Here is a 13,025-nt window from a genome sequence, read left to right on the forward strand (position 1 = left end):
CGTCACATATCTAAACCTCAACTTGAGGATTATGTGATTGCTCGAATGTAGCCTTCGGAACCCGCTCGGCGGTGACGACATGCCGACGCGAGCTCCGCCGGTCGAACCACCGAACCGTGGGAGCGCAGGATGAGAGCGGACACCAAGATCAACCGCAGTACCCGCCGAGGGACACGGCGCCGCAGCGTGCCGATGCTCAGGACAGCGCCACTGCCGGTCCTGGTCGGCGGCACCGCACTGGCGCTGACCGGCGCGATCGGGCTGTGGCAGATCCTGCCCGGCCAAGTCGCTCCGACGGTCGGAGCAGGCCACGGGCGCGGGATGAGTCAGGTCGGCGCGTTCGACAGCGCCAGGGAAGGCTGGACCGCCGAGGAGATCCTCGGGCACTACTATCCGGGCGCCGCCCTCGGTCAGGTCGGTCCGACCACCATCGGCGTCCGGCTGCAGGCCCAGGACGACGCCACCCTCGACACCTTCGCCGCCGCCGGCGCGCAGGTCGCGGGCCGGATGATCGGACCGGGCGATGCCGCGCACCTCACTCCGCTGCCGGACGGCGGCGCGAACGTGGTGGTCACCACCGGCTGCGACGGCGAGGTGCTGTGGCAGGCCGCGACCGACGATCCGTTCGTCTACCCCGTCGATGCCGGGCCGGGCAGGCCCGCCGACGAACACCTCACCCTGTGCGGCGGCACCGCCTATCGCGGCGCGCTCGGCGTCGCGCTGGAGGGCGGCGCCTACCGGACCGTCAACCAGGTGGACCTCGACGACTACCTCGCCGGGCTGCTGCCCGCGGAGATGCAGGCGAACTGGGCCGATCAGGGTGCGTTCGAGGCCTTGCGCGCGCAAGCGATCGCCGCCCGTTCCTACGCGCTCGCGGAGAACCGCTACGCCTACGCGCAGACCTGCGACACCACCGATTGCCAGGTGTATCCCGGTACGGTGAAAGAGGATTCGCGCACCACCGAAGCCGTCGCGGCGACCACGGGCACGGTGCTGCTGCGCGACGGGCTGATCCTGCGCTCGGAGTACTCCGCGGCTCCCGACGGCGGCAGGCCCGCCGATATCGAGACCTTCGCCGTCGGCCCCGCGCCCGACGAACTCGTCGAAACCGCCCCAGCGCCAACGGCTCCCACCTACCCGATCGAGCCTGATCCGACGATCGAGCCTGATCCGACGATCGAGGCACTTGCGGGCGAGAGCATCATCGACGCCGAGTACCGGCGGATCGGCGGTGCGCAGAGTGCGATCGGCGCGCCCATCGGGCCGGAAATGCAACTGCCGCAACGGGCGGGCACCTACCGGCTGTACACGAACGGTGTCATCGTGGCGACGAAGACGCTCGGCGCGCAGGTCGTCGACTTCTCGACGCTGCTCCAGCTCGTTCCGGGTGCGGGTGATCAGCTGCCTCCGTCGGCGTCGGGGGAGCCGAAGGTGACGACGCCCGAAGGTTCGGCGCCAATGGATGCCACGCCGGGCGCGCAGATCCCGGCCCAACCCGGCGACCCGACGCTGGGTGCGGGTGGTGCGCCGACGGCTGACGCGCCGACGCCCGGTGCGGGTGCTGTGCCGCCGGCAGGTGCGCCTGCGCCGGTGGCTGGTGTGCCGACGCAGGCTGCGGCTGGCGCGCCGGTGGCTGGTGTGCCGCTGGAGACGCCCGTGTACGGCCCGGCGAATCCGGCTGCCGCGCCGGGGATCCACGCCGGCGAGTAGCCCGGCGTAATCGTGCAAATCGGCGCGCTTCGATCAGATATCTGACTGCCGCAGCTCGAATTGCACGATTACGCCGGGTTAGTCGAGGGCGGTGTCGTCCAGGCCGACGGCCAGGACACGCAGCAGACCGGCGAGTTGTTCGCGATCCTCGGCGCCCAGTGACGCGAGCAGCCGCTGCTCGTTCGCCATGTGCAGCGGCAGGAGACGGTCGACCAGTTCCCGGCCCTCGTCGGTGAGCTGGACGAAGACCGACCGGCGGTCATCGGCCGACGGGACGCGCCGGACCAGGTTCTTCGCGGCCAGCCGATCGATCCGGTTGGTGATCGCACCGGAGGTGACCATGGCGGCCCGGTTGAGCGAGCCCGCGGTCAGGCCGGTGTCGCCGCCGGAGCGGCGCAGCGTGGCCAGCACGTCGAACTCCCAGAATTCCAGGCCGTGACCTGCGAAGAAGCGTTTTAGGTCCTGCTCGAGGACGCGCGAGAGCCGGGTGATCCGGCCGACGATCGCCATCGGCGACACATCGACATCGGGGCGTTCGGCCCGCCAGTGCGCGGTGATCAGGTCGACGGCATCCCGCATGCGCTTTCCTCTCGGTTGAAACTCTTAACGTTCATCTACTTGACGCTGAGCCATCCCGCCGGGTAGATATTTCAATGTTGAGATTATCAATCAGGAGTGAACATGACCACCGCAACCCGCCCGACCGGCTACGCGGGCACCCTCGCACTCACCGCCCTCACCCCGATCGTGTGGGGCTCCACCTACGCCGTCACCACCGAATTCCTGCCCCCGGACCGGCCCCTGTTCACCGCCCTGATGCGCGCCCTGCCCGCGGGCCTGGTGCTGCTGGCGCTGACCAGGGTGCTGCCGCGCGGCATCTGGCTCGGCCGCGCCGCGGTGCTCGGCGTGCTCAATATCGGCGCGTTCTTCCCGCTGCTGTTCCTGGCCGCGTACCGGCTGCCCGGCGGCGTGGCCGGGGTGCTCGGCGCGGTGGCGCCGATGATCGCGCTCGGCTTCGCGGCCGTGCTGCTCGCCGAGGCGCCGACCCGGCGCAAGGTGATCGCCGGGGTGATCGGCGTCTTCGGCGTCGCGCTGGTCGTGCTGCGCGGTAACGCCGAGCTGGACACGATCGGTGTCGTCGCCGGACTGGCCGGCGCGGCGGCGATGTCGGCGGGCACCGTGCTGACCAAGAAGTGGGGACGCCCCGACGGCGTCGGTCCGCTGGCGATGACCGGCTGGCAGCTCACCGCCGGTGGGCTGTTCATCCTGCCGCTCGCGGTGCTCCTCGAAGGCGCTCCGCCCGCGCTCGACGGTGCCGCCATCGGTGGCTACCTGTACCTCGGCATCATCGGCACCGCGCTCGCGTACTGGCTGTGGTTCCGCGGAATCTCGCGTGTGCCCGCGACTTCGGTGGCGTTCCTCGGTCTGCTGAGCCCGATGTCGGCCGCGGTGATCGGCTGGATCGCCCTCGGTCAGGCGCTCACTCCGTTGCAGATCCTCGGCCTCGTCATCGCTCTCGTCGGCACCGTGCTCGGCCAGATTCCGCCGAAGCCCGCGCCGGTGGTGGCTGAACCGTTCTCGCCCGAGGACATCGACGACGCCGCCGCTGTCGCGATCACCGAGGTCGCGGTTCTGCCTGCGCCGGAGCCGGTTTCGGCGGCCGAAGCTACGGCTCGCTGAGTAGCCGGTCGGCTCAGCCGCGCATCGCCTGCATCAACTGGTCCTCGGTAAGGGCCGGAACCGGCAGGGGGTGCGCGGCTTTCGCGCGCAGGCCGTCCAGGATCAGGGCGAGGTTGCGGCGCCAGAGCTCGGGGGCGACGCTCGCCGTCGCGGCGACGACACTCGTATGCGACCAGGTGATGAAGGCGATGTCCTCGAGTGTCCAGTCGGGGCGCAGCGCTCCGGCCTCCTGTGCGCGGGCGATGATCCGGCGCATCAGCGCGTGACCGTGCTCGCGTGCCCGCTCCAGCGCGGCGCTCGGTGGATTGCGCAGGGCGAGCTCGCCGAGGATGCGGTCGTTCGCCTGGAGTGCGCAGATCCGCTCGACGAGGAACGTGAACGACTCCCACGGGTCGGTGAGTTCGAGCGCCCGCTCGGCGATCGCGGTGCCTGCCTCGACCCGGTCGGCGACGGCGGCGGCGATGAGGTCGTCGCGGGTGGGGAAGCGGTTGTAGAGGGTGCCGATCGCGACGCCGGCCCGCGCGGCGATGTCCTTGAGCGGCGCGTCGAGCCCGCGTTCCTCGAAGAGCTCGCGGGCCGCGGTGACCAACGCGTCGCGGTTGCGCTTGGCGTCGCTGCGCAACGGCTTGTCCTCGGGCATTCGCCGATCCTACAAATCAGCGGTGCGAATTATCTTGAGCCGTGGTTCAAGTTAGTGCTAGGTTGCCGATAACTTGAACCAATGCTCAACTTAGTGAGGTAGTCGGATGAGCACGCTCGCGATCTTCGGATACGGACCCGGGCTGGGCGCGGGAACCGCACGGTACTTCGGTCGCAACGGATTTCGGGTCGCGGTGATCGGCCGTGACCCGGACGCGGCCGCGGAACGCGCCGCGGCCCTGCGCGCGGACGGGATCGAGGCCGAGGCGTTCGCCGCCGACATCACCGATCCGGCGCAGCCCGCGGAGGTCATCGCACGGGTAGCGGAGAAGCTGGGGCCGATCGAGGTGGCCGTGCACGCGGCCGCGGCGGGGATGTCGATCCGCAGCGCGTCCACCCGCGATATCGACCCGTCGGCGCTGGAACTGCCGTTCGCGCTGAAGGTGTATTCGCCGATCCAGCTCAGCCGCGCGCTGCTGCCCGCCATGGTCGCGCGCGGCAGCGGCGCCCTGCTGTTCTCCTCGGGCGCCTCCGAGGCGAATCTGCAGCCCTACCTGGCCAATATGGGTGTCGCGCTCGGCGCCCAGCGCGCCTACGTCCGCCAGCTGGCCGCCGAACTCGACGGCACCGGGGTCTACGTCGGGCTGCTCGCGATCGGCGCGCTCATCGAGAACAGCGCCGTCCAGCGGCAGGTCGACGCGCATCCCGAGCTGATCCCCGCCGGGCTGGAACTGCCGCGGATCGGCAACGACGAACTCGGCGCGCGGTACTGGCGGATGTACACCGAACGCGACACCGTCGAGGTCGAGATCGGGTTCTGACTTTCGGTGTTGACTTTGACGTAGCGTCAACTTGCAGACTGGAGACACCGGCGAGAAAGGGAGTGGTCATGGCGGGTGAATGGTCCATCCAGGACCTCGCGAAAGCCGCGGGCACCACCAGCCGGACGCTGCGCCACTACGGCCAGCTCGGGCTGCTCGAGCCGAGCCGGACCGGCGCCAACGGCTACCGCTACTACGACCAGAACTCCCTGATCCGCCTGCAGCGCATCCTGCTGCTGCGCGAACTCGGCCTCGGCCTCCCGGTGATCGCCGAGGTCCTCGCCGGTGAACAGGACACCGCGGGCGCCCTGCGCACCCACCTGGAACTGCTTCGGCAGCAACAGGATCGGATCGCACGCCAGATCGAGTCGGTGTCCACCACGTTGCACAAGACCGAAAGAGGTGAACCACTCATGGCCGCAGAGGTTTTCGACGGCTTCGACCACACCCAGTACAAGGATGAGGTCACCGAACGCTGGGGCAAGGATGCCTACGAAAGCGGCGACCGTTTCTGGCGCTCGCTGACCGAGGCCGACAAGAAGGCGTTCCTGCAGACCCAGCTCGACATCGCCGCCGACTTCGGAAAGGCCCATGCCGCTGGACTTCCCGTTGATGGCGAGACTGTCCAGGCGATCGTCGCCAGGCACCGCGCCTGGCTCGGTGACGGAACGCAGGGCCGCCCGGTGACCGACGAGTACCTGCTCGGACTCGGCGAGATGTACGTCGCCGACCCGCGTTTCCGGAAGAACTACGACGTGCATGGTGACGGGACCGCCGAGTACATCCTCGAGGCGTTCCGCGCGTACGTCGGGGAGAAGTCCGCCTGACGGATCACGGCCATGTAGCCGGAATGCAAAGGCGACAGCCGCGCTCGGACGATAGCTGTCCGGGTGCGGCTGTTGGCGTCATGCGCGCGCTGATGCCGAGGTGTGAGACAACGGTAGGCTTTTCCTGCGCCCGGATGCTGGGCGTTGAACACTGTTTCGGTATCTCGGGGGAGCTATGAATCATCAGCCAGGGCCGCAGGGCTTTCTGCCCCCGCAGCGTCGCGCGGACAGAACGCCTCCTATATCGGCCATTTTCGCGGGAATCGGCGCGATCGTAGGTGGGTTGGTCGGACTGGTCTGGGCGCAGGCGGGGTACGCCGGGCTCCGAGTGATGGAGGAATTGCGGGATCCCAGGGTCGAAGTCGACTGGGATGGGATGGAGTTGGAGAACCAGCTCGAGCTCGCAACTGGTGCGGTTTTCGCCGTGCTGCTCGGCCTGGGTGGAGCGCTGTTGCTCGCGCGGCGCCCGGCCGGGCTGACGATGGTGATCATCGGCGGCGGTCTCGGAATCTTCGGCTGCCTCGCCCCGCTCGCGACGGCGAAGCACTTGCAGACGCAGGTCATGTATGTCGGGCTCGCGCTCGCTTGCGCGGGGCTGCTGGTCATGGCGCTGCTTCCGGCGACCCACCGTTGGGTCGAGGCTGCGCCGAGCGGACCGTCCGCGTCCGCGAACACCCCGCGATCGGCCGTTCCGCCGTATAACTGACGGCGACGTCGACAAGTAGCGGGGACAGTGGTGGATCAGGTGCGGCCGGAGCGGCCTTCTCGCGCGGTGACCGCGCTGGTCGCGGGATGGCTCGGGGTGCTGGTCGGTGGTGCGGGAATCATCGTCGGCACGGCGACGGCGGTGGTGCTGGCGCTCGGACGCGAGATCGAGCTCGATTACGTGGGGGCGGGGATCGTGGGCGGGCTCGGGGTGGTCTATCTGCTCGGGGCGTTGCTGTTGTTGCGGCGGCGGATGCTGGGCAGGCGGATGCTGGTCACCATGTCCGCGGTGATGGCCGGTGCGACATTGCTGGTCATCGTGCTCAACGGGTCGAGTCACGGGTGGCGGTTGGGGCCGCTGGATTTCTGGCTCGCGCTCAATGTGGTGATCCTCGGGCTCAGCCTGAGTGAGCCGACGCGGCGCTGGACCACCACGCGCCGGCAGGGCACGGGATAGGTTCTGAGCATGGTCGTGCAGGAAACGAAGTCGACAATCGGTGACGTGATGGCGATTACCGCCGTGTGCTGCGCCGCCATCGCCGCCGCGGCGAATCTGCTCGGCGCTGTGATTCTCGTGCGCGCCTTTCTCGCCGACCCCGACCGGCTCGACGACTCGCTGACCCTGTTCACCACGCTCGGCGCGCTGGTGGCGGCGTTCGCGTTCGGCTACGGCGGGCTGCTGCTCGCGCGGCGCGACCAGACCGGCCGGTGGGTGCTCATCGTCGCGGCGAGCGCGCAGGTCGGCCTCGGTGTGCTCGGCCTGCTGGCCACGCTCGTGAACTACGACTCCGAGTACGGCATCCACTGGTTCGCCGAGGAGCCGGTGATCCGTTCGATTCCGATCGGCTTCGGCGGGGTACCCGGTGCCGTGACGGCGATCGTGAACCACAGCTGGGCGGCGGCGCTGGCCGCCGTCGTCCTCGGCGCGCTGGTGCTGCTGCCCGCGGCACTGCCGTGGACGGCGGCCTACGCTCGGCCGGACCACGCTGTCGGGCCGACCGTATAGTTTCGGCGGGTCAGCGTCGGACAGCGGCGCGGGCACGTCGGTTCGGGCGCGTAGGTGTTGAAGACGGCTTCCACGAGGGGGATTCGCAATGGGGTATCCGTACGGCCCGCAACAGAGCAACGACCCGTACGCGGGCGGCTACGCGCAACCAGGCTACGGCGCAGATCCTTACGCCCAGCAGGGCTACCCCGCGCAACCGCACGGCGCACCGGCCTATGGTGTCCAGTCCTATCCGGCCCCGGGCCACGAATATGGTTACGGAGCACCGGTTTACGGCGCCGCCCCCTACCCGGGCTACGGTCAGCCCCGGGCCGGCGGCGGAACCGCGATCACTGCCGCGGTGATCGCACTGCTGCTGTCGTTGATCTCCCTGGGCGGCCTCGGCATCGGCTTGGCGATTCTGCTGAGCACCGACGCCACGAGCGCTCGGGACGAAGCGGGCCGTGAGGAAGTGGCGATCGGCCTCGCGATCGGCTCAGCCCCAGCTCTGCTGTTGCTGCTCGGCTCCATCCTGCTGTTCCGGCGCAAGACCGCAGGCCGGGTGCTCCTCATCCTCCTTTCTTCGATCAGCCTGATCGGCATCGGATTGTCGGCGGGAGCCGCGATCGTGGAAAACAGTGCGGAAACCGGCTACGAAACCACTCCGGCCACACTTGTCGGCGCCGTCATCGTCGGAGCGATTCCCCTGCTGATCCTTGTCATGGCCGCAGCCCCGTCCACCGGCCGCTGGATCCGCGCAGGCCGCCAGCCCGCGTACCCTCCGTACCCGTACAACTGACGATCCGCGCGAACACGGGGGACAACGCATGAGCCATCCATCCGGCCACGATCCGAATGCGGGTGCGGCTCAGCCGGTCTCGCCGACCAATGGCCTGGCGCCCGCGACCGTGCGCTACGGCCATGACCACCCGCTGCCCGCCGGTGCCAGCGCGGATCAGCGAGTACCCGCGATCGGCTATCCGAGCTCGCCTGCAGGCCCGGCCGGGGCTATGCCCGGGGTGTTCCCCGGGCAGCCCTATCTCGGATCGGCGGGCCCAGGACAGCCGGCCGGTGAATGGTGGCAATCGCCGGCTACGGACGCGAGCGTGCTGCCCGGGATGCCGATGGCCGGATATCCGGGACATCAAGGGTTTCCGGGTGCCCAAACGCGGGCGAGACGTTCCGGCACACGGGGCGCGCTCACACACCGGGCGGCGATCGCGCTCGCCGTGGTGCTCGCCGGGGTTGCTGCCGGCGCGACGGTCGGCGGGTTCAGGGCGATCCAGCTGATCGGCTCCGGTTACCCGGACGACACTCGCCGAGTCCTGGCCATGACCCTGGCGCACCTGGTCGCCGCGCTGCTCTGGGTGGTTGCCGCGCTGCTGCTCGCGCGGCGGGTGAAGGCAGGTCGGGCGATGGCCGGCGTCCTCGCGGTGGGGTATCTCGCGTTGAACGTGCTCGGGCTGGACTCGATATTCACCATCATGCTGCACGTCGTCATGATCGACGCGGGCTGGGGTGGCAGTCTGCTCTTCGACGACGAATCTGGGAGGCGGATCGCCGGGGCAGCGGCTGTGCTGGCGGCGCTCATGCTCATCCTGATGCTGGTCTCGGCAGCCACGACCCGGACGCAGGGTCGACGACCTCCGCAGGTGCCATCCGGCTTCGCTGGACAGCCACCGCACGGGGCGATCCCCGGTGGATACCTCCACGGACAGGCGATGCCCTATCCCGGTGGATCCGCGCCGGGACAGGTCACTCCCTATCCCGGCGCCCCGTCGCCGCATCACCCCTACCGCTGAGGCGGCCGAATCGACCCAGGTCAGGCCCAGGTCGGTGACTCCGCCGGGACAATCTGCGGTCTTCCGATACGCTGGGCACCCGTGACCGTCGCATCGTCCCCGGGTAACTCCGTCAACGCAGATTCCGCCACTTCGGCAAACCAGTACGACCTGATCGTGGTCGGCTCCGGCTTCTTCGGCCTGACCGTCGCCGAGCGTGCCGCGAACCTGCTCGGCAAGCGGGTGCTGGTGATCGACCGCCGCTACCACCTCGGTGGCAACGCCTACTCGGAGCCGGAGCCGGAAACCGGTATCGAGATCCACAAGTATGGCGCGCATCTGTTCCATACCTCGAACAAGAAGGTGTGGGACTACGTCACCCAGTTCACCGAGTTCACCGGGTACCAGCACCGCGTGTTCGCGCTGCACAAGGGCCAGGCCTACCAGTTCCCGATGGGACTCGGCCTGATCTCGCAGTTCTTCGGCCGCTACTTCAGCCCGGAAGAGGCGAAGGCGCTGATCGCCGAGCAGGCCGCCGAGGTGGAGACCGCCGACGCGCAGAACCTCGAGGAGAAGGCGATCTCACTGATCGGCCGCCCGCTCTACGAGGCGTTCGTGCGCGACTACACCGCCAAGCAGTGGCAGACCGACCCCAAGGAACTGCCCGCGGGCAACATCACCCGCCTGCCGGTGCGCTACACCTTCGACAACCGCTACTTCAACGACACCTACGAGGGCCTCCCCAAGGAGGGGTACACGAAGTGGCTGGAGAACATGGCCGCCTCCGAGCTCATCGAGGTGCGCCTGAACACCGACTGGTTCGACGTGCGTGACGAGATCGTCGCGGCCAGCCCGGACGCGCCGGTCGTCTACACCGGCCCGCTGGATCACTACTTCGACTACGCCGAGGGCGAGCTGGGCTGGCGCACGATCGACTTCGAGACCGAGGTACTCGAGATCGGCGACTTCCAGGGCACCTCGGTGATGAACTACAACGACGCCGACGCCCCGTACACCCGCATCATCGAGCCGCGCCACTTCCACCCCGAGCGCGACTACCCGACCGACAAGACGGTCATCATGCGCGAGTTCTCCCGCTTCGCGCAGACCGGCGACGAGCCGTACTACCCGATCAACACCCCCGAGGACCGCGCCAAGCTGCTGGCCTACCGCGAGCTCGCCAAGAAGGAGACCGCCGGGAAGAAGGTCCTCTTCGGTGGCCGCCTCGGCACCTACCAGTACCTCGACATGCACATGGCGATCGGTTCGGCGCTGAGCATGTTCGAGAACGTGCTGCGTCCGCACCTGGAGTCCGGCACAGCCCTGGTGGACGAGGCGTGAGCGCGCCGGTGCTCGACGACGTGACCACCGAGACGCGCGCCAAGGCGCTGCTGCAGCGGATCATCCTGCCGCGTCCGGGCGAGCCGCTCGACGTGCGGACCCTCTACCTGGAGGAATCCACCACCAACGCGCGCCGCGCGCACGCCACCAGCCGGACCGCGCTCTCGATCGGCGCCGAGTCCGAGGTGTCGTTCTGCACCTACTTCAACGCGCTGCCCGCCAGCTACTGGCGGCGCTGGAGCGTGCTGAACTCGGTGGTGCTTCGCCTGGAACTGGCCGGGCACGGCCGCGTCGACGTCTACCGCTCCAAGGCCGACGGCTCGCGAATCCATGTGCAGGGCAAGGAATTCGCTGTCGCCCAGGGCGCGGATTCGGTGACCGTGGAGTTCGAGACCGATCTCGGTCCGTTCGAGGACGGCGGCTGGATCTGGTTCGACATCACCACCGACACGGCGGTCACGCTGCTCGCCGGTGGCTGGTACGCGCCGCAGGACGCGCCGGGCACCGGCACCATCGCGGTCGGCATGCCCACCTTCAACCGGCCGACCGACCTGGTCAAGACGCTGGCCGCGCTGGGCTCCGACCCGCTGGTGCTCGGCAATGTCACCAAGGTGATCGTGGCCGACCAGGGCAACCGCAAGGTCGTCGACGAGCCCGGCTTCACCGAGGCCGCCGCGACCCTCGGCGACCGGCTCTCCATCCACGACCAGCCCAACCTCGGCGGGTCCGGCGGCTACAGCCGGGTGATGTACGAGGCGCTCAAGACCGACGCCGAGTTCATCGTCTACATGGACGACGACATCGAGATCGAGCCCGACTCGATCCTGCGCGCGCTCGCGTTCTCCCGGTTCGCCAAGTCGCCGCTGCTGGTCGGCGGGCAGATGCTGAACCTGCAGGAGCGTTCGCACCTGCACAGCATGGGCGAGGTCGTCGACCGCGGGATCTTCATGTGGTCCTCGGCGCCGAACGTCGAGTACGACCACGACTTCTCGAAGTACCCGCTCAAGGACCGCGACAACTCCAAGCTGCTGCACCGGCGCATCGACGTCGACTTCAACGGCTGGTGGACCTGCGTGATCCCGCGCCAGGTTGCCGAGCAGATCGGTCAGCCGCTGCCGCTGTTCCTCAAGTGGGACGACGTCGAGTACGGCCTGCGCGCCCGCGAGGCCGGCTACCCGACCATCACCCTGCCCGGCGCGGCCGTGTGGCACATGGCCTGGTCCGACAAGGACGACGCCATCGACTGGCAGGCGTATTTCCACCTGCGCAACCGCCTTGTCGTCGCCTCGCTGCACCTGCCCGGCGACGGCAAGCCGATGATCGTGAACACGGTCAAGGCCACCCTCAAGCACCTGCTGTGCCTGGAGTACTCGACGGTCGCCATCCAGAACGAGGCGATCCGCGACTTCCTGGCCGGGCCCGAGGGCCTGTTCGACCTGCTGCCGAGCGCGCTGGGCAAGATCCACGCGATGCGCAAGCAGTACCCGGACGCCGTGGTGCTGCCGTCATCGACGGAGCTGCCGCTGGCCAACCGGCACGGCGTCGGCGCGACCGGCGAGCCGGGCAACCCGATCGCGAAGGTCGCGCGCCTGGCCAAGGGCGTCGTGCACAACTTCCGCAAGGCCGACCCGGCCGCGCACGAGACACCGCAGCTCAACGTGCCGACGCTGGACGCGCGCTGGTTCCTGCTGTCCCAGGTCGACGGCGTCACCGTGACGACCGCCGACGGGCGTGGCGTCGTCTACCGCAAGCGCGACCCGCGCAAGGCCGCCGAGCTCCTCAAGGAAGCGATGCGCCTGCGTAAAGAGCTCACCGCCCGCTTCCCGGAGATGCAGCAGCGCTACCGGGCCGCGCACGCCGAGCTGACCAGCACGGCGGCGTGGGAGAAGACCTTCGGCCTGAACGGAACCCAGAAGTGAACGCGATCAACCCCGAACTGCCCGAGCTGGAGCTGGCCGAGGAAGGCTGCGGCGGTGAGTGCGCCTGCGCGTGCGGCGACGACGAGTACATCGAGGTTCCGCTCGAGGTCGGCATCATCAACACCGTGCAGACGACCATCGGCACCAACCCGGCCGTCGTCTCGGCCGCGCGCGGCATGTCGCACTTCGGTGAGCACGCGCTGGGCTGGGTCGGCATCGCCGCGGCGGGCTGGCTGGTCGACAAGCCGCGCCGTCGGCAGTGGGCCGGTGTCGCGGTCGGCGCCGTCGGCGCGCATGCCGCGTCGATCGTGATCAAGCGGATCGTCCGGCGCCCGCGTCCGAACAGTCCTGCGGTGCAGGTCAACGTGTCGACGCCGAGCAAACTGAGCTTCCCGTCCTCGCACGCGACCTCGACTACGGCGGCGGCGGTGTTGCTCGGCAGGTTGACCGGGCTACCCTTGCCTGCGGTGCTCGTGCCGCCGATGCTCCTTTCCCGGGTCGTGCTCGGTGTGCATTACCCTTCCGACGTGCTCGCCGGTTCCGCATTGGGTGCCGCGTCGGCAGCTGCCGTGCTAGCCGCCGAAAAGAGACTCCGACAGTGACCGCAACCGAAAGAA

14 protein-coding genes are annotated in these 13,025 nt (G+C 69.0%); 12 read left to right on the forward strand and 2 right to left on the reverse strand.

The window, feature by feature from the left end; translation table 11 throughout:
• The first annotated feature begins 129 nt into the window (after positions 1–129).
• On the forward strand, positions 130–1,710 hold the full coding sequence (locus tag ACWF9G_RS15195) for a SpoIID/LytB domain-containing protein (protein WP_452515850.1): 1,581 nt from the start codon (positions 130–132) through the stop codon (positions 1,708–1,710).
• 78 nt (positions 1,711–1,788) lie between these two features.
• On the opposite strand, the gene ACWF9G_RS15200 is transcribed toward ACWF9G_RS15195, so the two are convergent.
• Positions 1,789–2,289 carry a MarR family winged helix-turn-helix transcriptional regulator gene (locus tag ACWF9G_RS15200; protein ID WP_452515851.1) on the reverse strand — a complete coding sequence of 167 codons (501 nt, stop codon included), beginning with the start codon at positions 2,287–2,289 and terminating at the stop codon, positions 1,789–1,791.
• A 102-nt stretch (positions 2,290–2,391) separates the two neighbouring features.
• Between ACWF9G_RS15200 and ACWF9G_RS15205 the strand changes: the two genes are divergently transcribed.
• On the forward strand, positions 2,392–3,390 hold the full coding sequence (locus ACWF9G_RS15205; RefSeq protein WP_452515853.1) for an EamA family transporter: 999 nt from the start codon (positions 2,392–2,394) through the stop codon (positions 3,388–3,390).
• Positions 3,391–3,403: 13 nt separating this feature from the next.
• Here the strand turns inward: ACWF9G_RS15205 and ACWF9G_RS15210 are convergent, their stop codons facing one another.
• Positions 3,404–4,030, reverse strand: coding sequence for a TetR/AcrR family transcriptional regulator (locus ACWF9G_RS15210; protein ID WP_452515854.1), 627 nt, complete (start codon positions 4,028–4,030; stop codon positions 3,404–3,406).
• 106 nt (positions 4,031–4,136) lie between these two features.
• Here ACWF9G_RS15210 and ACWF9G_RS15215 point away from each other — a divergent pair, with 106 nt between their 5' ends.
• The 10 genes from ACWF9G_RS15215 (at position 4,137) to ACWF9G_RS15260 (ending at position 13,010) form a co-directional block, all read left to right on the forward strand.
• Complete coding sequence (locus ACWF9G_RS15215; protein WP_452515856.1) at positions 4,137–4,850, forward strand: SDR family NAD(P)-dependent oxidoreductase; 714 nt, start codon at positions 4,137–4,139, stop codon at positions 4,848–4,850.
• A 68-nt stretch (positions 4,851–4,918) separates the two neighbouring features.
• Entirely contained in the window at positions 4,919–5,677 is a 759-nt protein-coding gene (locus ACWF9G_RS15220) for a MerR family transcriptional regulator (RefSeq protein ID WP_452515858.1), read from the forward strand.
• A 283-nt stretch (positions 5,678–5,960) separates the two neighbouring features.
• On the forward strand, positions 5,961–6,383 hold the full coding sequence (locus ACWF9G_RS15225; RefSeq protein WP_452515859.1) for a hypothetical protein: 423 nt from the start codon (positions 5,961–5,963) through the stop codon (positions 6,381–6,383).
• A gap of 66 nt (positions 6,384–6,449) precedes the next feature.
• On the forward strand, positions 6,450–6,839 hold the full coding sequence (locus tag ACWF9G_RS15230; RefSeq protein ID WP_452515861.1) for a hypothetical protein: 390 nt from the start codon (positions 6,450–6,452) through the stop codon (positions 6,837–6,839).
• Positions 6,840–6,848: 9 nt separating this feature from the next.
• Entirely contained in the window at positions 6,849–7,388 is a 540-nt protein-coding gene (locus ACWF9G_RS15235; protein WP_452515862.1) for a hypothetical protein, read from the forward strand.
• Positions 7,389–7,476: 88 nt separating this feature from the next.
• Entirely contained in the window at positions 7,477–8,166 is a 690-nt protein-coding gene (locus tag ACWF9G_RS15240) for a hypothetical protein (protein WP_379306335.1), read from the forward strand.
• Between the two features lie 28 nt (positions 8,167–8,194).
• The gene (locus tag ACWF9G_RS15245) at positions 8,195–9,169 is read left to right on the forward strand and encodes a hypothetical protein (protein WP_452515864.1); all 975 of its coding nucleotides are present in this window, start codon (positions 8,195–8,197) and stop codon (positions 9,167–9,169) included.
• Positions 9,170–9,250: 81 nt separating this feature from the next.
• Positions 9,251–10,489 (forward strand): UDP-galactopyranose mutase, encoded by a 1,239-nt coding sequence (gene glf, locus ACWF9G_RS15250; RefSeq protein ID WP_452515866.1) that lies wholly within the window; start codon positions 9,251–9,253, stop codon positions 10,487–10,489.
• On the forward strand, positions 10,486–12,408 hold the full coding sequence (locus ACWF9G_RS15255) for a glycosyltransferase (protein ID WP_452515867.1): 1,923 nt from the start codon (positions 10,486–10,488) through the stop codon (positions 12,406–12,408). Before glf ends, ACWF9G_RS15255 begins: the two co-directional genes overlap by 4 nt.
• A gap of 89 nt (positions 12,409–12,497) precedes the next feature.
• On the forward strand, positions 12,498–13,010 hold the full coding sequence (locus tag ACWF9G_RS15260) for a phosphatase PAP2 family protein (protein ID WP_357164521.1): 513 nt from the start codon (positions 12,498–12,500) through the stop codon (positions 13,008–13,010).
• The last annotated feature ends 15 nt before the right edge of the window (positions 13,011–13,025 follow it).

Source organism: Nocardia sp. NPDC055029 (assembly GCF_053608525.1).